The organism is Lysinibacillus sp. FJAT-14745, assembly GCF_001275675.1.
Classification (GTDB): Bacteria; Bacillota; Bacilli; order Bacillales_A; family Planococcaceae; genus Lysinibacillus.
Window position 1 is genome coordinate 582432 of record NZ_LITM01000002.1, and the last position, 23589, is coordinate 606020.

Annotated in this window: 21 protein-coding genes and 1 pseudogene; 5 read left to right on the forward strand and 17 right to left on the reverse strand. The window is 36.2% G+C overall.

Features of this window, described 5'->3' with window-relative positions; translation table 11 throughout:
- The first annotated feature begins 336 nt into the window (after nucleotides 1–336).
- The 3 genes from AMS59_RS04240 to AMS59_RS04250 all read left to right on the forward strand — a co-directional run bounded on the left by AMS59_RS04240 (nucleotide 337) and on the right by AMS59_RS04250 (nucleotide 3107).
- Nucleotides 337–1407 carry a YibE/F family protein gene (locus AMS59_RS04240; RefSeq protein ID WP_082337395.1) on the forward strand — a complete coding sequence of 357 codons (1071 nt, stop codon included), beginning with the start codon at nucleotides 337–339 and terminating at the stop codon, nucleotides 1405–1407.
- On the forward strand, nucleotides 1407–2183 hold the full coding sequence (locus AMS59_RS04245; RefSeq protein WP_053482508.1) for a YibE/F family protein: 777 nt from the start codon (nucleotides 1407–1409) through the stop codon (nucleotides 2181–2183). Before AMS59_RS04240 ends, AMS59_RS04245 begins: the two co-directional genes overlap by 1 nt.
- A 306-nt stretch (nucleotides 2184–2489) precedes the next feature.
- Complete coding sequence (locus tag AMS59_RS04250) at nucleotides 2490–3107, forward strand: HAD hydrolase-like protein (RefSeq protein WP_053482509.1); 618 nt, start codon at nucleotides 2490–2492, stop codon at nucleotides 3105–3107.
- A 49-nt stretch (nucleotides 3108–3156) separates the two neighbouring features.
- On the opposite strand, the gene AMS59_RS04255 is transcribed toward AMS59_RS04250, so the two are convergent.
- From AMS59_RS04255 to AMS59_RS26145, 3 genes are all read right to left on the reverse strand, one after another.
- Complete coding sequence (locus AMS59_RS04255) at nucleotides 3157–3999, reverse strand: methyl-accepting chemotaxis protein (RefSeq protein ID WP_053482510.1); 843 nt, start codon at nucleotides 3997–3999, stop codon at nucleotides 3157–3159.
- Nucleotides 4000–4100: 101 nt separating this feature from the next.
- Nucleotides 4101–5090, reverse strand: coding sequence for a VanW family protein (locus tag AMS59_RS04260; protein WP_053482511.1), 990 nt, complete (start codon nucleotides 5088–5090; stop codon nucleotides 4101–4103).
- Nucleotides 5091–5227: 137 nt separating this feature from the next.
- Nucleotides 5228–5509: a hypothetical protein gene (locus AMS59_RS26145; RefSeq protein ID WP_234007678.1), complete on the reverse strand. Its 282-nt coding sequence runs from the start codon at nucleotides 5507–5509 to the stop codon at nucleotides 5228–5230.
- Nucleotides 5510–6024: 515 nt separating this feature from the next.
- Between AMS59_RS26145 and pgeF the strand changes: the two genes are divergently transcribed.
- Entirely contained in the window at nucleotides 6025–6789 is a 765-nt protein-coding gene (gene pgeF, locus AMS59_RS04270; protein WP_053482513.1) for a peptidoglycan editing factor PgeF, read from the forward strand.
- Between the two features lie 794 nt (nucleotides 6790–7583).
- Here the strand turns inward: pgeF and AMS59_RS04275 are convergent.
- From AMS59_RS04275 to AMS59_RS04330, 12 genes are all read right to left on the reverse strand, one after another.
- The gene (locus AMS59_RS04275) at nucleotides 7584–8180 is read right to left on the reverse strand and encodes a hypothetical protein (protein WP_053482514.1); all 597 of its coding nucleotides are present in this window, start codon (nucleotides 8178–8180) and stop codon (nucleotides 7584–7586) included.
- A gap of 204 nt (nucleotides 8181–8384) precedes the next feature.
- The gene (locus AMS59_RS04280; RefSeq protein WP_053482515.1) at nucleotides 8385–9203 is read right to left on the reverse strand and encodes an alpha/beta fold hydrolase; all 819 of its coding nucleotides are present in this window, start codon (nucleotides 9201–9203) and stop codon (nucleotides 8385–8387) included.
- 82 nt (nucleotides 9204–9285) lie between these two features.
- The gene (locus AMS59_RS04285; protein ID WP_053482516.1) at nucleotides 9286–10014 is read right to left on the reverse strand and encodes a CPBP family intramembrane glutamic endopeptidase; all 729 of its coding nucleotides are present in this window, start codon (nucleotides 10012–10014) and stop codon (nucleotides 9286–9288) included.
- Between the two features lie 80 nt (nucleotides 10015–10094).
- Complete coding sequence (locus tag AMS59_RS04290; protein WP_053482517.1) at nucleotides 10095–10304, reverse strand: hypothetical protein; 210 nt, start codon at nucleotides 10302–10304, stop codon at nucleotides 10095–10097.
- Nucleotides 10305–10993: 689 nt separating this feature from the next.
- Nucleotides 10994–12358 (reverse strand): amino acid permease, encoded by a 1365-nt coding sequence (locus tag AMS59_RS04295; protein ID WP_053482518.1) that lies wholly within the window; start codon nucleotides 12356–12358, stop codon nucleotides 10994–10996.
- Nucleotides 12359–12620: 262 nt separating this feature from the next.
- The gene (locus tag AMS59_RS04300; RefSeq protein ID WP_053482519.1) at nucleotides 12621–12848 is read right to left on the reverse strand and encodes a hypothetical protein; all 228 of its coding nucleotides are present in this window, start codon (nucleotides 12846–12848) and stop codon (nucleotides 12621–12623) included.
- 185 nt (nucleotides 12849–13033) lie between these two features.
- The gene (locus AMS59_RS04305; RefSeq protein ID WP_053482520.1) at nucleotides 13034–13243 is read right to left on the reverse strand and encodes a hypothetical protein; all 210 of its coding nucleotides are present in this window, start codon (nucleotides 13241–13243) and stop codon (nucleotides 13034–13036) included.
- Between the two features lie 57 nt (nucleotides 13244–13300).
- Nucleotides 13301–14815 carry an NCS1 family transporter gene (locus tag AMS59_RS04310; protein ID WP_053482521.1) on the reverse strand — a complete coding sequence of 505 codons (1515 nt, stop codon included), beginning with the start codon at nucleotides 14813–14815 and terminating at the stop codon, nucleotides 13301–13303.
- A gap of 198 nt (nucleotides 14816–15013) precedes the next feature.
- Nucleotides 15014–16276, reverse strand: coding sequence for an NAD-dependent dihydropyrimidine dehydrogenase subunit PreA (gene preA / locus AMS59_RS04315; RefSeq protein WP_053482522.1), 1263 nt, complete (start codon nucleotides 16274–16276; stop codon nucleotides 15014–15016).
- Between the two features lie 256 nt (nucleotides 16277–16532).
- Nucleotides 16533–17909: an NAD(P)-dependent oxidoreductase gene (locus tag AMS59_RS04320; protein ID WP_082337375.1), complete on the reverse strand. Its 1377-nt coding sequence runs from the start codon at nucleotides 17907–17909 to the stop codon at nucleotides 16533–16535.
- Nucleotides 17910–18109: 200 nt separating this feature from the next.
- Nucleotides 18110–19513 carry a dihydropyrimidinase gene (hydA, locus tag AMS59_RS04325; protein WP_053482523.1) on the reverse strand — a complete coding sequence of 468 codons (1404 nt, stop codon included), beginning with the start codon at nucleotides 19511–19513 and terminating at the stop codon, nucleotides 18110–18112.
- Nucleotides 19514–19578: 65 nt separating this feature from the next.
- On the reverse strand, nucleotides 19579–20823 hold the full coding sequence (locus AMS59_RS04330; RefSeq protein ID WP_053482524.1) for a Zn-dependent hydrolase: 1245 nt from the start codon (nucleotides 20821–20823) through the stop codon (nucleotides 19579–19581).
- Between the two features lie 138 nt (nucleotides 20824–20961).
- Here AMS59_RS04330 and AMS59_RS04335 point away from each other — a divergent pair, with 138 nt between their 5' ends.
- Complete coding sequence (locus tag AMS59_RS04335) at nucleotides 20962–22131, forward strand: PucR family transcriptional regulator ligand-binding domain-containing protein (protein ID WP_053482525.1); 1170 nt, start codon at nucleotides 20962–20964, stop codon at nucleotides 22129–22131.
- Nucleotides 22132–22420: 289 nt separating this feature from the next.
- Here the strand turns inward: AMS59_RS04335 and AMS59_RS04340 are convergent, their stop codons facing one another.
- Both AMS59_RS04340 and AMS59_RS04345 read right to left on the reverse strand, forming a co-directional pair.
- The gene (locus AMS59_RS04340) at nucleotides 22421–22819 is read right to left on the reverse strand and encodes a DUF378 domain-containing protein (protein ID WP_053482526.1); all 399 of its coding nucleotides are present in this window, start codon (nucleotides 22817–22819) and stop codon (nucleotides 22421–22423) included.
- Between the two features lie 251 nt (nucleotides 22820–23070).
- Nucleotides 23071–23379: pseudogene (locus AMS59_RS04345) on the reverse strand (isocitrate lyase/phosphoenolpyruvate mutase family protein); the annotation flags it as partial.
- Nucleotides 23380–23589: the final 210 nt, after the last annotated feature.

Consider the following 23589-nt stretch of genomic DNA (forward strand, 5'->3'; position numbering starts at 1 on the left):
CCCGCAGGAAAGCGAGTAGCCCGTAGCGGAAATCAGCCTCTTTGGATGTATAAAAATGGTTAATCAACACACCTGATGCAATAACTAACTTAAAAGCCAGTTTAGCCTCGATTGAAAAATTAAGGAACCTCTATTCAATTAGCACGTTACTTTATAATGGCACTTTTTATCTTCTTGACATTAAAAAATCATAATGATATTGTGAGTCATTGTTCGTGTTAACTCTAACAATGAACGCAACGACTATGATTAGATTCCCTTCTCAAACTGGAGGTTTTTTTATTGCAAAACATTTTGAAAAAAAAATCTTTTAACAAAGCTATCTTTTATACCTTTATGGCAATTTGCTTTATCGCTTCTGTTTTTTTCGTTTATCATAATGAAGCATTTTATGATCGTCCAATTGCAGAAGTTATAAAAACGGAAATAAAAGAATCAAACCCTGTAACGGATATGTATGAAAATGAGGATCATTTATATACTCAGCTTATTACAGCTGTATTAAAAAATGGTGAAAAAAAAGGTAAGCTTATTCATTTTACAAATGATTATTCAACATCTGGAGCCTTCGATCAAGAGTATCATGTTGGGAATAAATTATTTGTTTCCATTAAAGCGAATACGGACAAAAACGGAGATTTAACTGGGACAATTTTAGACGTAAAACGTGATCAGTTTCTCTTAATAGTAGCGTGGATTTTTATTTTTGCTTTGCTGATTGTTGGTAAAAGACAAGGATTATTTTCAATTATCAGTTTAATTGTAAATTCTCTTGTATTATCCTTCGCCTTGGATTTATATGTGAATTCAAATATAAATTTGATATTTATAAGTGGGGTATGTGTTCTTTTATTTACGGTCATTTCTTTAATGCTCATTAACGGCTTGAATGAAAAAACATATGCAGGAATTGTTGCAACACTTATCGGAACATTTATTTCGTTATTGATTAGCGCTTTAGTTCTGTGGATCACAAACGAAAATGGAATTCGATATGAAGAAATGCAATTTTTAACGCGACCTTATCGAGTGATTTTTATGGCTGGGTTATTTATTGGTGCACTCGGTGCTGTAATGGATGTCTCCATCACAATGGCTTCTTCAATGTTCGCTTTATTTGAGCAAAACCAAAATATTTCTGACAAAGCACTGAGAACTTCAGGGATGGATATCGGAAAAGACGTTATGGGAACGATTACAAGTATTTTGTTCTTCGTTTATATTTCTGGCTCAATTCCTATGTTAATTTTATATTTGAAAAATTCTTATCCATTAGGGCAAACACTTTCCATGAACCTATCGTTAGAATTAGCTCGTGCCCTAGCAGGTGGAATTGGTGTTGTCTTAACGATTCCCATTAGTCTTTACACTTCTATTTTTTTCATTAATCGAAAGAGGGCAAAATAATGAATGTATTAGTATGGTTAACGGCCATTTTATTCATATTGATGATCGTTATTGGTGGAAAAAAAGGAGTACGATCCTTTCTATCTTTATTTTTAAACTTTGGGGTACTCTTTATCACTATTTTTTTAATGACCAATCCAAAGAATAGTCCGGTTTTATTAACGTTTATTGCCTGTACCGTCATAAGTTGGATTAGCTTATTTTTTATTAATGAAATGAGCAGTAAAACGATGACTGCTTTCATTTCTACGATGATTACGATTGTCGTTTTATTACTTTTTATTGTTTTTGTAACAGACAAATCAATGATTCGAGGATTTGGGGAAGAATCCGTAGAAGAGATTAGCATATTTTCACTTAATATTGGGGTCAATTTTGTGCAAATCGGAGCTTCCGTTATTATTATGAGTACGATTGGTGCAATTTTGGATGTTGCCATTTCCATTGCTACTTCCATGCATGAGATTCTTCATCATAACCCATTAATTAGCAGAAAAAAATTATTTACATCAGGTGTAAGCATAGGAAAGGACATTTTAGGTACAGATACAAATACATTATTTTTCGCTTTCTTTGGTGGATATTTAAGCTTGCTCATATGGTTTAAAGATTTATCTTATTCAATTGGCGAAATTATTAATTCTAAAGTATTTGCCACTGAAATTATTATGATATTTTGCGCAGGTATTGGAATCGCACTTATCATACCTATTACTTCCTCAATAAATGCATATTATTTAACAAAAAAACGAGAAAAAACAGAAAATGCTTCTTAATAGTCGTACCTGTCACCCAACTTAATACCAACGGGTAACAGGTATTTTTTTGCCCATTTAACAAAATAAAAATTTTTAAAATTTTAAAGATGATTTCGTTATTGAATTCATCGCATTTTTCGGTACTATATTAACCAAAGAACCTGAAAAAATATTTGCCCTTTAGTAAAAAAATTATTCATCAAGGGTTATTTACTATACGCTGTTTCATATCCTGTATAATCATGTCATGTTTTTATGGATAGGCAGTAACATTTTCAAGAAAAAAACGTCTTTACAACTAGATTATAAAGGAGAAAAATTGTCATGAAATATATTATCTTTGATTTTGATGGAACATTGGCAGATTCTACGGCAGTGTTTGCATCAGCTTGGAATACACTTGCACTAAAATATAAATTTAAAGGCATTGAGTTAAAGGAAATCGAAGCATTGAAAAAATTATCTATAACGGAACGTAGTAAATTATTCGACTTTCCTATGTATAAATTGCCTATGATTTTACCACAGTTTTATCGCTTGTATCGTCAGTCATTAAATGATGTTCATCTTTATGATGGTATTAAAGAAGTCCTTATGGATATTGATAAAAGAGGCTATAAAATCCTTATTATTTCCTCCAATTCACAGGACAACATTTTAGAATTTCTAAAGATGAACGGCATTCATTGTGTGTCAAATGTTCTTTGTTCAAACCGTATTTTTGGTAAGGATAAAGTGATAAAAAAATTTTTAAAGGACTCAGGCATTACATCATCAGAAGTTTTATACATTGGTGATGAGCAAAGAGATATTATAGCCTGTAAAAAAGTGGGAGTCCCTATTATTTGGGTTAGTTGGGGATATGACGCTATTGAAGTTATACAGCAAGAGGAACCCGAATACAAAGTTGCTACACCACAAGAGATTTTGAATATCATATAGACGAAAAGGATAATAGCGATTAATTTGCTATTATCCTTTTCAATTATGCCTAGGCATAATTGCGTCCGGAGGCTTTAACTTCACTAATATGCATTAGCTTTTCTGCTGCGCTGTTAATTCCTTTATAAGCATCAGTTAATTCATGCATACTTACAGAAAATTGCTGCGTAAACACTGCGATTTGATTTGCTGATTCATTGACTTGATCAATAGATTGTTTAATGCTTTCTAATTGATTTGTAATGCTGTCGGTACTTTCCGTACTACTTTGCGACATTTTCTGTATTTCAGATGCAACTACAGCAAAGCCCCTTCCATGCTCCCCTGAGCGAGCAGCTTCGATGGAAGCATTTAATCCAAGAATTTTAGATTTCATAGCTAAATCTTTTACTATATTAACAATCGTATTTATTTTTTGAATATCGCCAGTCATTGATTCTGAAAACTTGGATAGCTCCTCCAAGCGATTTGATACATCTTTACTAGCAACTGCTAATTCTTCATTCGTTGCGGTCATTTCTTCAACAGAACTAGAAAGCTCAGTTGCTAATAAACGCATACCATCCATTTTTTCATTCGAAATAATGGCACTTAACACACCGATCACTTTCCCACCATCAAAAATAGGCTGGGCAGATGCAATATACGCCATTCCAAATCCCTCAGAACCTCGCTCTTCCCTAATAAACTTTCCTAGGCTTAGAGACTTTTCAGTTGTTGTTCCACGATACTTAACTACAGAATCACCAACATTAACCTTTAAGTCCACTTGTTTACCTGGCTTGTAGGCAATGACCTTCTCAGTATCAGCAACTATAATACAAGCATCTTCTGGATATGTCACCTGGTAAAAATCAATAGAATCTATTGCCGATTGTAGTTTTGGATGCATTATTTTTCCCCTTTCCATATAACACGATTTTACTTAAGTTCCTTAATTTAACTATATCATGACATTAAAAAAAAGACACCCTGGTGTCTTTGGAAAAAATACTATGGCTTTTTCAAGATTTCTACATATTTTTCTGCAGTTCTTATCTCAACTGTAAGAGCATTTTTACTATAGTTAGCTTTAATTAAAAATGGTACGTCAGTTGTATTTTGAAATCTAAAATCTAGGCCACCATAGGAAACTGTAGCGTCTCTCCCTTTTGGAACATACCCCACATCTAAAGAATGGTGATGACGTTCTACAAATTTTACTGGTATTTGATCAATTGCGTTAAACAAGGTTGAAGACGTTTGACAGACACCTCCTCCGATGCCCATCACAACCTTTTTGTTGATGATTTCTGGTGCAGGCTGAAAACCATTTACTTCGTCCCTAGGTCCAACGACTGTATTAAAGGAGAAATAATCTCCACTTCCAACGATAACATTATTGATTGCCTTCGCAGAAAGCTCAATATTTTTATTTCTTCCTACATCATGGGTATTGAAGTAAGTTTTATAGGATGCAACAACTACGTTTTCTAAAGAAGGAATATCTTCAAAATAATACCCGCTTTCTGTAATATAAAGAGGCATCTCCACTTTACCACCGGTCGCTGATACTTCTAATATTTTCTCTACTAATTCACTTTCTTTTAAAACAATTAAAGGACTTCCTTTAATTACTTTTCCTTGATTGTCCAGCTTATCGAGTATCATACGCTTATCATAGCCAGCTGTTTTTTCATTCCCTCTCGCTAACTCTTTTACTAATTGCTCAATTTGTTTTGTATACGATTGTCTATCTCGTTCATAGTCCATTTCTTTCGGTGATATTGTTTGTATGATGGCTTTCGTAGAAGGGTCTACAATTTCAACAACGACAGGCTCTGTTTGTTGTTCAAAGGTAACAGGCTTTTTTATATCCTCAGCTTTTTGCTCTGACTCTTGAATGTGTTGTTCTTGCTTTTTCTCATCCGCTGATTTCCCCTGACAGCCAACTAGCCCAATTGTACAGATTATACATAGTGTGGTCATCCACTTCTTTTTCAATATAAAACACCTACCCTATCGTCATACTACAGAGACATCTTATTCGTGTATTGCTGATAGTGTGTTTCATTTCATCAATTTTATTTGTTTATAAAATCCGTGACATCCGCAAGAGGCTTTATTGATGAAGGGAATTATTATTTGGCATATCTCACGTTAAACCTATAGATTAATACTATATAAATCCAATCATAAATAAAGATTGCAATCGAAATAATAGTAATCAATGGTGTTTTAAAATACAAATAGAAGCAAACTGCTGCAAGCGCAGTACCGACCATTTTACAAACAGCTATGCCCATTGATTGTCCACTTAAGTTCCCTCTTTGTATGAATAAAGCGATAAAAAGCCCTGACATCATCAGATTTAGAAAAAATGCTGCGTATATGCCTGCCGTATCTTTGAATTCATGCATCATCGCTAATATCGTGAAAAAGCTTATGACGAGTGTTATGAAAAAAGATGAATAGAATAACTTTCTCGGAATAATTTTTTTATACTCCTTATAACCATAAAGTAAAAATTGTATCAGAATGAAGATATCCAAAAGAAACCACAGGAAAGTAAGGATCCTATGCAAGTCATTTAGCGGATACATAAATGAAAAAATAAATTCCCATGAAATATTGGCACAAATTGCAGCCATAGGCATCCCATATCTCTTATCCTTTATTCCTTGTTTGATGATTAATATATATGTAATAATCCAAAAGAGCCACATGCCGAATTGGCTGATCAGTATGAATTTTTCTTGATTAATATTTACAAACTCCTTCCCTCTAATTATCATTTTTCCATACTATATGATGAAATCTATTCTTTATGTCAAAAGAAAGTAGAAAGGATATGTAAATACTCAAGACCTTAAAAATCTTAACAGTAAGCGCCTATACATTCATTAACCAATCATATATAGTAAGACGAGGTGATGATATGAAAAATAAAATTTATTTTGATAACGAACAATTTATCGCAGGCACTACCTTAAAGGATGACATCGAGCTAGAACACAACAATATGGCACTGCATACATGTGTGAAAGAAGCGGATGTACTAGAAAATCGAAAAAAATTAGCAGCTACTTTACATTGTGACTTAAATCATTTTATTTGCACTCAACAAACACATAGTGCTAATTTCCATAAAGTCACGATTGCTGATAAAGGACGCGGCGCAGAGCAAATGAACACTGCCATTAGTAATACCGATGCACTTTATACAGTAGAACCAAATTTACTTTTATGTAGTTTTACAGCAGATTGCGTCCCTGTCATTTTTTATAATGAAATCAATGGCCTTATTGGCGTAGTTCATTCAGGCTGGCAAGGGACTGTCAAGGAAGTGACATTAAAGCTTTTCCAACATTTGATGGAGCATGAACAATGCAATCCACAAGATTTTCACGTTCAAATCGGTATGGCACTTAGTCAGCAGAAATTTGAGGTGGATGCAGATGTTTACGAAAAATTCCACAACCTAGGCTATGCTGAGGACTTTATGTATTACAATGCAGAAACAAATAAATATCATATCGATAATCAGCAAACTGTCAAAAAACAATGTGAGCTTGCAGGTATTCCCACTAAGCAGATTTCGATTGATTCAACATGCACATATCTCAGCCCAGAAGGTTTTTCCTACCGTCAAGATAAACAGGCTGGCAGACATTTAAGCTTTATTATGCGAAAAGAACAGTAGTTAAAAGGGACAATCCAATACTCTGTAAAATTAAAGACAAGTGAATGTATTATAAAACAGTAATATCAAGAGGTTGTCTTTAATGTCACACATTATATTAAATAATTAGAGGCTGGGACATAACTAGCTTTAATTAGTGAGAAATCCGAATTTGAATGAATTCAAATTCGGATTTCTCTATTTTTTACGTTGTCTCCATATAGCTCTTAGCTAATGGCTGTGAATTTTCTTAAATTCATGGCCATTAATGCGAGGCCATTCTGGTAACATTGGTTATTTCACACCTGATGCGTATGAGAAAATGTGCCGAGCAGCGTAAAAAAGGGACAAAGAAATCTACCCCACCACCCACCACATATTTCGGGCGCAACATCCATGCATTTTCCGCTCCACATCCCGAGTAGGCGGTCAAAGGCTCTCTTCACTTTGACGGGCTACTCGGGATGTGGAACACTCCAAAATGGACGTTGCGCAACCCACAAAAAATTAACTTGAGTGTGTCTACAATCTTGACGTAGATCCATGGTTCCAATTGTACATATACTTGAAGAATTAGAATTTAATAAATAGTGATAGAAAGGATACGTGTTAATTATTCTCCTCCCTGTTTCAGACAAATTATAATGCGATTGTAACTTTGTAAAGTCTTATTAAATTTTTATCCTTTATATGAGAACAAATATAAAAAGCATGTTTTGATCAATCTTTTTCCAAAACATGCTCATCTATCCTTATTGCCCTGAAGCACATCGTTAGTATAATATTTCAAAAACTTTCCGACATACTGATTCTCCTTATTCCTTACCACAATCATAACAACGTTTGTCTTTGTCATTGTCTCCGTACATACGGAGTTCCTTTTCTAATCCACAAACGCTGCAAAAGTCAAAATATATTTGCGGAAGTATGCCCTCTTCGGCTAATGGAACCCACTCTTTTTCATATAAACTCTTTGTCATACCATAATCAGTAAAAACAAGTTTACCATCATTGTTTAAACCGTAATTACTACTGTCTTTTAAATCAAAGCAGTCGAAGTTTTTATCTAATATTTCTAAAACCTCATCAAACAAATTAGGGAACAAGTATCGGTATTCCTCAACCTTTACCTCATACGATTGATTATTCTTTAGTTCTAAAGGTTTGTAATATTTTTGTACAGATATGAATTCATCAACATAGTATGTCTGAGCGAGTATCGGGGCGAGACCTTTATCAGCCATTGAAGTGTAAATTTCTAATTCATTTTTTGATTGTTTATAACCGATTGGATGTAAATGCACTTTTATTACGTAATCCAAAACTCTATATACTTTTCTTGTAGAACCTATGCCAACAAAATTTTCATCTCTACAATACTGATTCCAATTTTGAATGATTTGTTTAAGCATTATTTTCCCTCCTTACACAACTAAAAAAACTTAATTGTATATAATTTCAATACTTTATTACTTTTTCCTTCTAAAGTAACCTGCTCCGTTAGCTCAATAAGAAAAGCTACCTTTGACTTCGGTAGCTTGATCTTAAACGCTTGCACCCATTAGTACAATAAGTTCAATAAACAGAATGTTAATACTGCTTAAATATACATTTATCTAATTATTGTTATTGAAATCTATAAATTTCAAAATAGAGTTTGTTAGTTTATCTGGACATTCTTCCATTAGCACATGACCATAGTTCTCAAATTTTTCTACTTTAGCTTCTGGTAAAGCTTCCTGATAAGATCTAAACACATTATGAGGAACAAGCTTGTCAACTGTCCCGTAGATTAATAAAACTGGCATGTTTAACTCCCCGACTCTCTCGGAAATGACTCCTGTATCATTATCAGCAAGTGTTTTGGTAATCACATAAGGTATGTTAGGGTCAGAATAAGGTTTTGTCCACCCCTCCATCAATTCAGGGGTAAGTTTTTCTAATGGAAGTCCTAACATACGTGACATCATTTTTGCTTTTGGCGGGCGTTTTAACATTTGTTTAAACATACCATTTAGCCAACCTCGTTTAGCAAGATTTTGAAGGAATGAATTGATTCCTTTCCGAAACCCATCAGGAGCCACAAGAGTTAGACTTTTAACAAGCTCTGGAGCTTTTAATGCTATATGTACACATATTTCTCCTCCCATTGAATGACCAACTAAATGAACAGGAGGAACCTTAAGTTTCATAAGGGTTTCTATAAGACGATTGGCATGAGCTTCCTTGCTATATTCCCCATTTATTGGCTTATCACTTTCTCCAGCACCAAGTAAATCAGGAATGTAAACATTATAACTTTCAGAAAACCTTGGATATATATTTCGCCAACAAAAATGGTAAGAAGCCGTCCCATGAATAAATACTACAGGGGGGCCACTTCCTTCATTAAACACATAAATATTACCATCCTCAAGAGGAACATATTGCTCCATGTTATCACACCTCGTATATTAAAAGTTTTATCCGCAATAATTGTGAAAAATAACCTTTATTTGCTCATTACTATTAATTAAATTATGATTTTTCATCTCCTAATTTAACGATGTAATCTAATAAGAAGTGGAATAATATTAGGGGGATAATCGAATCTAATCCGATATAAAGTATTGAAAACAGAACCCCAAAAATTGTAGTTCTTAGTACTCCCATTACAAATCCCTGATAGGAGTGTGCAAGTCCAAAAAGTATTGAGGCGAGAAGAATAACTATCCACACTGATAAATCTGGAAATAAGTATGTAAAAGCAAAAATCGAGAATCCTCTATAAATAATTTCTTCTGTAATTCCTGCTGTTATAGAAACATAACCCCATAATTTCTTCTCTTTTTTAGTTATTGGGAAAATTGGCGAGACTTCTGATTTTTCCCATTCATCAGATTTCTTTTTTGTTAGCTGACTTTTTATTTTATCGCTAAAAAAATAACCCAAAATATAGTACAACACTAATGATAAATATAAAATACCTATTCCTAGCCCTAAATAGGTAAACCAAGTTCCGAGAATCTCTGTATTTATTCTTGGGATTTTCAACCCAATTTGCTGTAGTGTTAGGTCAGTAAACGCAACTAACACTAAAATGAATACAGTTGGAATCCAAATACCAATCATAGTATTTATATAATATTTGATTCTTGCATTCTCATATATTTCTACATTCTTTTTAAATTTTTGAAATCCAAAATAGCCAATAATCGGCTCATAAAACAATAGAAAAATTATAACCATCCAAAATCCTAACTCCAAAAAAACAACTCCTAATTACCATATTTCCAGAATTAATGTGCTTAAGATTACATAAGCACAATCTGTACACAATGCCATGCTTATGTCAGTACAATAAAGAGTGAATATTTCTCTTGTTGCCTAATTTCCATTAATCGCTTCACAAACCAATCTATCAAATGTACTGTATCTCTTGCCCCAAAGTACTCAAGGATTGAACGTAAGACATACGATTCCATATCAGTATTTGGACCAACAGCTAAACCAACATATAATTCTGGATTCCTCGAAATGCAAGAGCACGCCCACATTTAAAGATTCCTCCTAGAATCTTATTTGACAAACACCTTTACTATGGCAAAGCTTCCAAGTGATATTTGTTATAATAAGGTGTATAGTTACCATACAGTCAATATATATGGGTAAATTTATTAAATTTGTTTTATTTAGGAACAATATACTAACATAGCGGCAGCAACGTGTTTTTGTCTGTGCGAAAGCGAAGCGACAGGGTTTTGTCTGTGCGAAAGCGAAGCGGCAGCAACAGGGTTTTATCTGCGCGAAAGCGAAGCGGCAGCGGCAACAACATGATGCAGGTCAGTTAGCCGTTATCGCATGGATGCGATGATTTTAGACAAACATCCTTTATTACCTCCTTTCCGATTCCGTGACATCCTCCGGGGGCTTTAGGCCAACACGAAGTTGGTCACTCAGTCGTTGCCACAGGACATGGCGTTCTTAGACTGAGTTCCTATATTTCAGCACATGTCTTTTGTACCGAAAGCGTAGCGACAGATACAGGTGTTTGGACACCCATTGAAAGAAATTAAAGCCAAGCCCGCCGAAAGCGCCAACTCGGAGTGAAAATCAACCTTTGTTTATGGATACGCATTATTTACTCTTTAGTCCCTTTTTATAGCTGCGGCAAAATGAGCCAAATCTTTGTTACAAAAGCAAAAAGGATGTATCTCCTAGAGAAATACACCCTTTTAACATTTCATTATTTATTAACCGGACGTTCTTTTCCAATTCTAAAAACATAATAGCTAATGATCACAAGAGCTAAGAAAATAATTCCCACGATGAGAGAAACTCTAGTATCATCATTAAACCACATACCGATTAGCACCATGACTAAAAAAGCAATCGTTATATAGTTTGTAAATGGTGCAAAAGGCATTTTGAACGGGTGCTTTGACAGTTGTTCACCTTTTATTTTTCTAAAACGTATTTGACTTATTAAAATAACAAACCAAGGAATCATCCCCGGTAATACACTTGCACTATATACATATACAAATAAATTCTTTGGCGCTATATAGCTTAGAATAACACCGATGACCAAACCAACTAGCACGCCTACTGTGCCGAAAATAGGAACACCATTACTAGAAAGCTTCGCAAAAAATTTAGGTGCTTGCCCATTCATGGCAAGCGTATATAGCATACGTCCCGCACTATAAATTCCACTATTACAGCCTGACATTGCTGCTGTAATAACAACAAAATTAATAATTCCTGCCGCAGCGGTAATTCCAACCTTTGAAAAAGTTGCAACAAATGGACTACCAATCGTACCTAATTCATCCCACGGATAAACTGTTACAATGACAAATATTGCACCGATATAAAATATTAAAATACGCCAAATAATACTTTGAATCGCATTTGTAATCGTTTTTTGAGGATTTTTCGCTTCTCCTGCTGTAATCCCAATAAGCTCAACCCCTTGATAGGCTGCAACTACTAATGATAATGCAAAGAAGAAGCCTGTCCAGCCACCTGTAAAGAAGCCTCCATGATTCCAAAGATTCGATAATCCGATTGCCACGCCTTCGTTACCAATACCAAAGAAGATAAGACCAAAGCCTGCAACAATCATTAATACAATCGTCACAATTTTAATCATGGCAAACCAAAACTCAAATTCTCCAAAAGATTTAACAGAAATAAAGTTGGCAACACCTAAAATCACCATTGCAATTAAACCTGGAATCCATGCAGGTAAATCTGGATACCAATACTGCATATATGTTCCTACTGCAATAACCTCTGACATTCCAACAATAATCCATTGAAACCAGTTACTCCACGCCGTTAAATAACCAGCTAATGGGTGTATATATTTATAGCCAAACGTTGCAAAGGAACCTGTACTTGGCTCCATATAAAGCATCTCTCCCATTGCTCGCATAATGAAAAAAATAAATATACCAGCTATAGCATATGCAAGGAGCACGGAAGGCCCTGTCCACTGAATGGCACTAGCAGACCCCATAAACAAGCCCACGCCAATAGTACCCCCAAGAGCAATCATTTGGATATGACGTGCCTCTAATCCTCTTTTTAATTCTTTATTTGCCACTAAGTTACGCCTCTTTCTGAAGTTCTTTCTACGATGAATTATCTTATAATAATAATAATAAATTCTTTTGAAAAACACAATTGTATTTTTAGGAAAAACACGATTATAGCAATAATAGAACAAGGATTCTAAGCATTTTGGTATTCTATATGTCATTTTGGTGCTTCCATCCATCATTTCGGACGTTCTATCCGTCATTTTGGCGGTTCTATCCATCATTTCGAATGTTCTATCCATCATTTCAGGGGTCCTATCCATCACTTTAAAATTCATCCATCATTTCGGGGGTCCTATCCATCATTTTGAATGTTCTATCCATCATTTCGGCGGTTCTATCCGTCATTTCGGGGGTCCTATCCATCATTTCGGAGGTCCTATCCACCACTCCGGAGATTCTATCCATCATTTCGGCGGTTCTATCCGTCATTTCGGGGGTCCTATCCATCATTTCGGAGGTCCTATCCACCACTCCGGAGATTCTATCCATCATTTCAGCGGTTCAATCCACCACTTCGCTTGCTCTATCCATCACTTTAGCTGTTATTACAATTGGAGTAGCTGTTGTAGTAACAATTTTTATCTTGCTTTAGCCGAAATCGTATCAACTTAGAGTAAAAGCCTATTTTATTACGTAAAAAAACTCTATTCCATCATGTTGGAATAGAGTTTACTTTGTTACTGCAATAACGTCTGTTCTTGAAGCTTTGCAGAGAAATATTTGCGGGCATCTGCTGTTAGAATTTGCATCAAAATAACCTCTTCTTGACGCGCAAATTCTACAAACATACCACTTAAATTTTCATAAACATATTTAATTTTAAAGCCGCTATCTAAATAATGATCTACTTTTTTTATTTCCTCTGTGCTTTGTTGATGTTCTGACATGCAATCACCTCACCTTTCCGTTAATCAACCTCTTGATATTCTGTTAGGTGTTTCACTTTATTCAGCACCTTTTAACAGCGGATCTGGTTGTTCAACGACATCATCCTCATCTGGAACAACGATTGGAGCAGGCGTTTGTTGCTGTCCAAATAGTTCATCCAAATTGTGACCAGCTGTAATCCCTAAATATTTTGCATCACTTGGATCTTCTAGCTCAGCTTGAGGGTATTTTTTGAACCACCAATACTTCGCTAATACATAATATACAAGTGCCCCTACAAAGAACCCTACTAATGAAGAATAAGTAGAGAATATATTGGCCACTGCTCCACCGATAACCCAAGCGATTAAACCGGCTATGTTAAAGCCATTCCAATATTTAAATTGACCCTCTAATTCATAAAGTCCTTTTACATGCACGCGGCGTTTACGGATTAAATAATAATCAGCATATAAAATACCAACGATGGCTGTTAAAATTCCTCCGATAATTAAAAGTGCATTGACTAGCACATCAAATAAACTCCAAGGCTGTGCTAGAATACCAATTATTCCTGCAATAACAACTCCAACCCAAAACGGCACTTTTGGACCACCGATATTTGAGAAAATCGTTGCCGCTGGAATAACATTTGCAGAGGTGTTAGTTGACCATTGTGCTAATACAATCATTAACAGTAAAATTCCTAAAATAAAGCCACTTGCACTTTGCTGTAATGCATTGATAGGATCAGCTGAGGCAACAGCCATATAGCACACAGCACCAATTGTCACTATGAACGTATTTGTAATTGGCATGACGATTAATGAACCGACTAGCTGTGTTTTATTGCGTTTGAACCAGTTGCGTTCATTTTTTGGTGCTTTAAAGAAGCGTGAAAGTGAAGGCATATCAGCTGCTAGCGTGGACCAAAATCCCATATTCGCCATAATCACTACCATAAATGCAGTGAAGGCTGAGAATCCTGTTGTTGGTGCTTCCACCCACGTCCAAATATTTTTCCCTTGAGCTACTGCATGATCTGCCAGGGTATAATACATCCAGCAAGAAATTAAAATAATAACTGGTGCTGCTAAATCTGCAAAGCGTTCAATCGATTTAATACCTAGTGATGTATTAAATAACTGTAGTGCTGCAAAGACAATGAAACAGATAAACCAATTATCAAAACTAAAAAGTAAATTTAAAATGCCGTTTATCGCTAATGCTCCAAAATAAGTGTTCAGACCGAACCAACATGCAGCCGTTACACCTCGGACAAGTGATGGGATATGTGTGCCAAATGTACCGAACGGAGCACGCATATATACTGGGAATGATAAGCCATGTTCAATGCCTATATCACCAATTAACGTCATAAATACACCAATTAGACAAGAGCCAATCAACGTTGCTAAAATTACCATAGGCAGCGGTAAGCTTATTATTGCTGTGCCACCGATTGCAAAAGCCGCTAATACAATTGCCATCCCTATCCAAATTACTGCAAAACCAAATGTTCCAATATTTCTTTGTTGATGTGTCACTGGAAGTAAATCTGGGGATTTCAAATAATTCCCATCACGTTCCATATAATCTCTCCTTCTTTTATCAAATTTCCGTGACAACTTACATGAGGTTATTCCTTCCTTCAACGAAAATGCTGAAGGAAGGTGGAATTTCAGTTCATCTTCATTCGACAAAATACTCCCACCTTAGAAGGTAGTGAGACGGATGAAGATTAAGTCTCCAAACGCAATTACGCCAAGGCGAAATTGATTTTAGACATTTTACTTAGATAGACTGCTAATTAGAGTTTGACGTTCATTCCAAGTCATTGGTGGAACTGAAGATTTGCGTTCAACCATTGTAATAGCACCATCTACAGGACAAACGATTGAGCATAAATTACAGCCTACACAGTCCTCTTCTCGAACTTTCAGCATTGGGCGACCATCTTCTGTATATAAATCAATACATTGATGCGATGTATCTTCGCATGCAATATGACATTTGTTACAGTTAATGCAAACATCGTTATTAATTTCAGCCACGATTTTATAATTTAAATCCAAGTCACCCCAATTAGAATATCTGGAAACTGAGCGACCTACTAAATCCATGACAGAGGCAATGCCTTTATCGTCTAAATAGTTATTGAGTCCATCGATCATATCCTCAACAATACTAAAGCCATGATGCATCGCTGCTGTACAAACTTGCACGCCAGTAGCTCCCATTAAGATAAACTCGGCAGCATCTTGCCAGTTGGAAATACCACCAATGCCTGAAATCGGTACATTAATTAATGGATTACGAGCACACTCTGCAACCATATTGAGTGCAATTGGTTTAACGGCAGGACCACAATAGCCACCATGTGCACCCTTTCCTGCTACATGAGGCACTGTATTCCATGTATCTAAGTCGACACCGGCTAAGCTGTTAATTGTATTAATCATACTAACGGCATCTGCTCCACCTCTTGTGGCCGCTTCTGCCGTTACCGTAATGTCGGTAATGTTTGGTGTTAACTTCACAATTACTGGTGTTTTCGCTGCCTCTTTTACCCAGTACGTTTGCTTTTCCACCAATTCAGGTACTTGACCAGAGGCAGACCCCATTCCTCGTTCTGCCATCCCATGTGGACAACCAAAGTTAAGCTCAAGACCATCAACCCCCACATCTTCTACTCTTTTAACAATCTCATGCCATTTTTCTTGCTTTGGCTCCACCATTAATGAAGCGATGATTGCGTGATGTGGAAACCTTTTTTTCGTTTCATAAATTTCTTGTAAATTTACCTCTAACGGACGATCCGTAATCAGTTCAATATTATTGAAGCCAGCTACTCTTTGTCCGTTAAAGCTAACAGCTGCAAAGCGTGAAGAAACATTTAAAATCGGATCCCCCAATGTTTTCCATACAGCACCACCCCACCCCGCTTCAAATGCGCGTTGTACTTGATAGCCTGAATTCGTTGGTGGTGCTGATGCAAGCCAAAATGGATTCGGCGATTTGATGCCCGCTAAGTCAATGCGTAAGTCTGCCATATTAGTTCCTCCCTTATGCAATCTCACTAGGTTTTATCAATTATGCCTCGGCATAATTGTGTTTGGAATCCACCGGAGGCTTTAGGCCAACAGATGTTTTTTGTGCGAAAGCGTAGTGCTAACGCAGCGACAGCAACACGATGTTGGTCACTCAGTCGTTGCCACAGGACGTGGCGTTCTTAGACTGAGTTCCTCTATTTCAGCGGATATTGGGACACCTGCTGAAAGTAACTTAAACTTGCATTCATCTCACCACCTATAGAGGTGGGAGACTTCCGCTGAAAGAAGTTAAACGTTCATGGATCTTTTTTGCTGCGTCTTTTCCTTGCTGTACAGCGGTTACAACCATCGCCTCGCCCTGGCCATTTCCGAAGACGACATCTCCACATGCAAATACTTTGTCATTCGAAGTTTGCATTGTCGTTTCATCAATATCGACAACGCCATTTGTATGCTGTAAGCCAAACGCTTCAATCAATGACACAAAACGTGTTTGCCCAATTGCCTTAATAACAACATCCACTTCAATAATAAAATTGGACCCTTCAATCTCCTCAGGTCTTTGTCGACCATCAGCACCCGCTTCACCGAGCTTCATTTTCACACATTCAATGCCTACGACATCACCTGACTCATTGCCAATAATTTTTTTCGGTGCTGTTAGCCACTTAAATTCCACACTATCTTGCTTGGCAAATTCATATTCAAATTTGTAAGCAGTCATTTCTTTTTGTGTTCTTCTATAAAGAATTTGAACATTGTCAGCACCTAATCGCACTGCACATGTAGCACCGTCAATCGCGGTATTTCCCGCACCAATGACAGCCACTCGCTTCCCAACAATATCTTTTGTAAGCGGTCCCATTTTTGTCTTTCTGACAAACTCTATTGCATCATGTACACCGTCTAAATCTTCTCCTTCAATGCCTAGATTCGGCACAGCACCCATACCAACTGCTAAAATAACACTGTCATATTGCTCCAAAATTTCTTCAGCAGAAATATCAACACCGACAGTTGTGTTTGTTTTGATTTCCACACCAAGCTTTTCGATTTGTTCAATTTCCCAATTAACGACTTCATTTGGTAAACGGAACAACACAATACCATAGCTCCCTAAGCCACCAGCTTTCGATTCAGCCTCATAAATAGTGACCTGATAACCAAATCGACTAAGTTCACGAGCAGCCGATAAACCAGCAGGACCTGCACCAATAATCGCTACTTTCTGTCCATTGCTTTGCCCTTGCTTAAATAGCTGAGCATTTGTTGCCATTGCCCAATCTGTTGCATAGCGCTGTAGCTCTCCGATTTTAATTGGCTTTGTTGAGGAATTTAACACACACGCCCCTTCACATAGTTCCTCCGTTGGACAAACCCTTGCACAGCTTGCACCAATTGGATTTGCTTCTAATATAGTCGTAGCAGAGCCCTTCATATTACCAGAAGCAATTTTTTTTATGAAATTTGGGATTTGAATACTCGTTGGACAGGCTTTAATACACGGTGCATCGTAGCAATAAAGACAACGATTGGATTCCTCTATTGCTTCATTCTTTGTCATCCTGCTAGTCAATTCCTTAAAATTACGTGTTAACTGTTGGGACATTGTATTTTCTTGATTCGGAGCCATTTCCACATCCCCCTCATGTGTTCATTTTTTCCTTCATATCAATTACAACTTGGCATAATTGATGTTAGAACCATTGAAAAAAGCTACATTCAACATTCATCTCACCACCTATTGAGGTAGATAGTCTACTGTAGCTAAATGAAGATATTACGAGACCGATTGCTCTGCTCTCCATTCAAAGCAATCGGTCATGATGCCAACTAAATGTTTAGTGCTTCTGTAGCTGTAGTTTTTAATGGACGTTTTATATATTGCCCGCTACCTAGTACACCAACAAATTCTTTATTTTTAATGACATATTCTCCACGTACTAGTACACTCACTGGTTCACCTGTTACTTCCCATCCCTCATATGGGTTATAATCTACGTTCATATGATGTGTTTTAGCCGAAATTTCACGTTTTACCTCTGGATCAAAAATAACGATATCGGCATCAGAACCGATTGCAATCGTTCCTTTTTGTGGGAATAAACCAAATATTTTTGCTGCACTTGTGGAAATCATATCGACAAACTCATTGATAGAAATTTTTCCTTTTGCAACACCTTCTGAATATAAAATACTGAAGCGATCTTCAATAAATGGCCCACCGTTTGGAATTTTAGAAAAATCATTTAATCCTAACTGCTTTTTACCCTTAAAACTAAATGAGCACTGATCAGAGCCAATTGTTTGTAGTTGTTTTGCTTTTAGAGCATTCCATAAATGATCCTGATGGTATTTCGGGCGAAGTGGTGGGGACCAAACATATTTTGCACCCTCAAACCCAGGTTGTGCTAAAGCAGATTGATCCAAAGTTAAATATGGTGGACATGTTTCACCGTAGACGTCATAGCCTTTTTCACGCGCAGCAATGATCTCATCTATCGCTTCTTTACATGTTACATGGACAACATAAAGGGTAGCGCCAGCAATATGAGCTAACTCAATTGCACGTTTCGTCGCTTCACCTTCTAACTCAGCTGGACGAGTGAGCGCATGATAAATCGGCTCCTTATGACCTGCTCGTCGCGCCTCTTCTACAAGCTCATCAATAACAGAACCATTTTCACAGTGCACCATAACAATAGCACCGAGGTCTTTCGCTATTTTAAAAGCTTTAAAAAGGGTGCGATCTGTTGCTTGAAATTCTTTCGCATAAGCCATAAATACTTTTACAGAAGTAATACCCTCTTGCTCTAAGATTTGTGGCAATTCGGCCTCTGTTTCAGGGGTTAAATCAGCAATCATTAAGTGGAACCCATAGTCGATGGCTGATTTCCCTTTCGCCTTGTCATGCCACTTTTCAACTGCAGCTGAAAGTTTTTCCTCTCCTGCCGTTAAGCAGAAGTCCAAAATAGTGGTTGTCCCACCGAAAGCAGCTGCAATGGTACCAGATTTCCAATCATCATCTGTTACAGTATTATTAAATGGCATATCTAAATGAGTATGCGGATCAATTCCCCCGGGCATCACATATTTACCAGTAGCATCAATAACTTCTGCACCAACGTCGGATAGATTTTTGCCAATTTGAACAATTTTTCCGTTTTCAATTAAAATATCTGCCTCAAAAACATCTGCAGCTGTCGCTACTCGTCCACCTCTAATAATTTTTTTCATTGTGCCCCTCACCCTTCGTAAAATAATGGAGAATGCTCAATCATATCACTGTTAGGAAAACTACCTTAATGTAACGTGTATGTCTCCCCAATACTGAACTTTGTTTGCAGCGTCAACACTGTTTCAAGTAATACATCTGCTCCTTTCGCGCAATCCTCAAATGTTGTTTCCTCTTCCTCGCAATGACTCTTACCATTAATACTTGGTACGAAAATCATCGCTGATGGAACAATGCTTGCTATATATTGCGCATCATGCCCTGCCCCGCTAAACATTCGATGAGCAGTATAGCCGAAGCTCTGACAAGCCCTTTCCACTTCATTACAAATATGAGGATCAAAATAGACTGTATCTCTCCCCCATAGCTTAACAGGCTTAATGCTACAGCCCATATCCTCTGTAGGAAGATTATTCAGTATGTCCTCAACCTTTTGGATGATCTCTGGTTTTTGATGACGTGAATCTATCGTAAATGTCACATTGTTCGGTATAACGGTATGAATATTTGGAGAAACATTCATTCGGCCAAAGGTAAACACTAACTGTTCATCAATCTTTCCGAACTCTTCATGTAAATACGTAATGATTTTTGAAGTGACGATCATCGGATCTTGACGCATTGTCATCGGCGTCGTTCCAGCATGATTGGACTGCCCTGTAACCATAATTTCATAGCAAACCATCCCTAATACACCTTCAACAACGCCTATTTCCAATTGCTTTGCCTCTAGAACAGGTCCTTGCTCGATATGCAATTCGATATAAGCAAGTGCTTCCTTTAAACGATTTTCTTGATCTCCCTCATAACCACTTGCTTGCAGTGCTTCTTTGAAACTAGTGCCATTTTTGTCGACAGATTGCAGCATTTTTTCTTTTTCAAATTTAGCTGAGATGACACCAGAGCTCATCATTGCAGGATCAAAACGAGCACCTTCTTCATTCGTAAAATTCACAATCATTATCGGGATATCTAGCTCAAGCTCGTTTTCCTTTAACGTTCTAATGGCCTCTATTGCCGTTAAAACACCTAATACACCATCAAATTTCCCACCCTTTTCAACGGAATCTAAATGCGACCCCATAACAATTGGAGGGGTATCCTTTTTCCCAGGGAGGATAGCATAAATATTGCCCATATCATCGATTTTGATGTCCATTCCTAATTCATCACAACACTCACAAAAATAGTTTCTTGCTAATACATCCTCATTCGAAAGAGACAAACGAGTTACGCCACCATTTTCAGTAGCTCCAAATTGACTAAATTGTTCAATTAACTCTTGCAATCGTCTACTATTACACTTATACATATGCAAGTCCTCTCTTTCACAGTAGTTATACACATTCTATAAAAGATAAAAATTATGAGATATAGCTAGCAAACTAAAAAAATATGTGCATCTGCACATAATATATGGTAAGTTATGTTCATAATAAGGGGGGGGAAAATGGGGACAATTCGCAAAATTGTAGAGGGAGTCCAATTCCCAATGCTAACATTAGTAGCTGGACATAGCGGCACTTTTCGAAGAGTTACAGGGATTAACGTAGTAGAAAGCATCGATTTAATTATGTTTTGTAGACCTAATGAATTAGTCGTGACTACAGGTATTAATTTATCTTCAGAAGGAGATTCCTTAGAGCAGCTTGTAAAACTAGCTTTCTCTAAAAAAGTAGCAGGTTTTATCATTAATACCGGCCCATATATTCCAAATATACCAGAATCAGTCATCTCTTTTGCCAACGAACATGATTTCCCTATTTTTCACATGCCATGGAATTATCGAATAGCAGATTTATTAAAAACAACATTTCAATTTATTGCCAATCACCATCAAGAGCTTTCTATTGAAGAAAAGGTTCTTTATAACTTACTTTTTCACTACAAACAAAACGCCGACTACATTAAAGATCAATTAGCACTACTAGGTTTTCCACAAAGTAGGGAGCTAGCCATCATTTCATGTACAACAAATGGTGCACAAGCTAATATTGACCGTTACGAGGTCATGATCCAATTTGCATTTCAAAATAGATATAAACGCTTCTTAAAACTAAAGCATAAAAATCACCTCATCTTTTTAATCGACAGAGCACAAATCATTACGCCAAATACTCCCTTCTCAAAAGTTGTTGAAGAAATTTACGACAAAATTACGCAAAAAAATGGTTACTTGGATATTATCATTGGTAAAGGAAATTATCATAAAGAGCTTGAAAATGTTCGCAAAAGCTATGATGAGTCATTAACAGTAATCCAATTAGCAAAACTTCATAACAATCGTTTCCTATATAAATATAAAGAAATTGGTGCCTATAAAATTATCATGGCCGTGCAAAATCAAACATTAATCAAATCATATAGTCAAGACATCTTGGGTCAGCTTTATCGCTATGATGAATTAAATAACTCAGATTATGTACAATTTTTACGCATTTTTCTCGAGGAAAATGGTAGTACCCGTAGGATTAGTGAACGTCTATTTATTCATCGCAACACAGTACTTTATAAAATAAAAAAAATAGAAACACTATTAGATATGGACTTAAGTAACCCATTTACTAAAACAAATCTCTATATCGCATTTTTGATTGAAGATGTATTGACACATCAATAAATTTTATCACCATAAGATTTCAGTTCAGATCAAGTACGTTTCTTCACTAAAGCCAAATCAAATCCAAAACATAGCTTGAACAAGACCATGAATCCGCTCCCTAGCCATTCTAGGTAATAACGGCTAATGGGACAGACGAATATAAGAACTTCTAGTAAAAATCCGCTTCGTTATCTGGGTACCAATCCCTTATATCTTTGCGGATTTTTCCCTAGATTTTTCTCCTAGCCATAAACGAAAAAACTGACGAACCAAATGGTCACCAGTTTTTTGAGGAATAAACTCGAGGTTATTTTTTGTTTTTGTTTTTGTTTTTAGTTTTATTTTTACTATGTGAATCCTTTTTTTCTTCTTTTAGCACATTAGTTGTTTTTAGTGCAGTAAAATCTGCTTCATCGCCAAACTCCATACCATAGCTTGGATTTCTGTCTATGCGAGTACGATGATCATGATCAAGATTAAGATCAGAATCAGGAACAAGATCTTCATCCTCATCAAATCGCATAACAAGAATTGGCAAGGATATTAGTCCTGCTAATCCAATGAATGCATAAATCCATCGTGACAATACTGCTGTTTGTCCACCAAACAAATAGGCAACTAAATCAAATCTAAAGAATCCTATGAGTCCCCAGTTAATTGCGCCAATGATAACTAACACTAAAGCGATTCTATAAATTACGCTCACGTTTCCACCTCCTTCATTTGTAAATACGAAGCCAGTTATACATTTGAAGTTCATGCTTCACATGTATGAAAAGCGTCGATATTGCAAAAAAACTGTCATAACAAGTGAGATAACTACAAATACTTATTGTAATTAAATCGTCCATTTTGACGGTCTTATTTTTAGCAATAACCGCTTATTTATACAAAAGGCAAACTAGGCTAAGTTATGTTAAACATTTGATTTTTCGTAATCCCTTTTGTTTTTTGAGAAACATCTGCCGTCCTTAAAACATTTTCTAAAATTATTTTCTGATCTTGTCCATATCCCGCCTCAATATCTGCGGAAACAGGTATTTTTACATTGACTGCAATTGTTTTAATAATGGCTAAGTGTCGATCAAAATCAATTAACTCACCATCTGCATACTCTAGTGAATTGGCAATTCCCCAGCTTGTTGTACCAATCGCTTTGAAACCAACTATTTCTAAAGTTAACGCAGATAATAAATCCCACGCATTTCCTATAAATAAAAATTCTTTAGCTAAATGTAGCTCATTAAATTCCTGAATTTTTGACATTATGATCCTTATTACTTATTAACCATCATATTATCAGGAAAAACACATTCATTTCGTCCTCATTCTTGCTCTTATGGTCTTTGAAAATAATCAAAAGATTCTTAACCATTATCTTCTTTTTATTCGTAAAAATGGCTCATCACCATAACTTGGGGTTGACCATAAAAAATTCAATAAATTTCCATTAAAGTATAGAAAAAAAGTGAAAAC

Excerpts from the sequence above, each read along its gene's own strand:
- pgeF (WP_053482513.1), top strand. The coding sequence starts at position 6,025 with ATGAAAAATAAAATTTATTTTGATAACGAACAATTTATCGCAGGCACT.
- preA (WP_053482522.1), bottom strand. The coding sequence starts at position 16,276 with ATGGCAGACTTACGCATTGACTTAGCGGGCATCAAATCGCCGAATCCA.
- AMS59_RS04275 (WP_053482514.1), bottom strand. The coding sequence starts at position 8,180 with ATGCTTAAACAAATCATTCAAAATTGGAATCAGTATTGTAGAGATGAA.
- AMS59_RS04320 (WP_082337375.1), bottom strand. The coding sequence starts at position 17,909 with ATGGCTCCGAATCAAGAAAATACAATGTCCCAACAGTTAACACGTAAT.
- AMS59_RS04310 (WP_053482521.1), bottom strand. The coding sequence starts at position 14,815 with ATGGAACGTGATGGGAATTATTTGAAATCCCCAGATTTACTTCCAGTG.
- AMS59_RS04300 (WP_053482519.1), bottom strand. The coding sequence starts at position 12,848 with ATGATGGATAGAATCTCCGGAGTGGTGGATAGGACCTCCGAAATGATG.
- AMS59_RS04240 (WP_082337395.1), top strand. The coding sequence starts at position 337 with ATGGCAATTTGCTTTATCGCTTCTGTTTTTTTCGTTTATCATAATGAA.
- AMS59_RS04330 (WP_053482524.1), bottom strand. The coding sequence starts at position 20,823 with ATGTATAAGTGTAATAGTAGACGATTGCAAGAGTTAATTGAACAATTT.
- AMS59_RS04245 (WP_053482508.1), top strand. The coding sequence starts at position 1,407 with ATGAATGTATTAGTATGGTTAACGGCCATTTTATTCATATTGATGATC.
- AMS59_RS26145 (WP_234007678.1), bottom strand. The coding sequence starts at position 5,509 with ATGATGCATGAATTCAAAGATACGGCAGGCATATACGCAGCATTTTTT.
- AMS59_RS04290 (WP_053482517.1), bottom strand. The coding sequence starts at position 10,304 with ATGTGGGCGTGCTCTTGCATTTCGAGGAATCCAGAATTATATGTTGGT.
- hydA (WP_053482523.1), bottom strand. The coding sequence starts at position 19,513 with ATGAAAAAAATTATTAGAGGTGGACGAGTAGCGACAGCTGCAGATGTT.
- AMS59_RS04305 (WP_053482520.1), bottom strand. The coding sequence starts at position 13,243 with ATGTCAGAACATCAACAAAGCACAGAGGAAATAAAAAAAGTAGATCAT.
- AMS59_RS04280 (WP_053482515.1), bottom strand. The coding sequence starts at position 9,203 with ATGGAGCAATATGTTCCTCTTGAGGATGGTAATATTTATGTGTTTAAT.
- AMS59_RS04335 (WP_053482525.1), top strand. The coding sequence starts at position 20,962 with ATGGGGACAATTCGCAAAATTGTAGAGGGAGTCCAATTCCCAATGCTA.
- AMS59_RS04250 (WP_053482509.1), top strand. The coding sequence starts at position 2,490 with ATGAAATATATTATCTTTGATTTTGATGGAACATTGGCAGATTCTACG.
- AMS59_RS04255 (WP_053482510.1), bottom strand. The coding sequence starts at position 3,999 with ATGCATCCAAAACTACAATCGGCAATAGATTCTATTGATTTTTACCAG.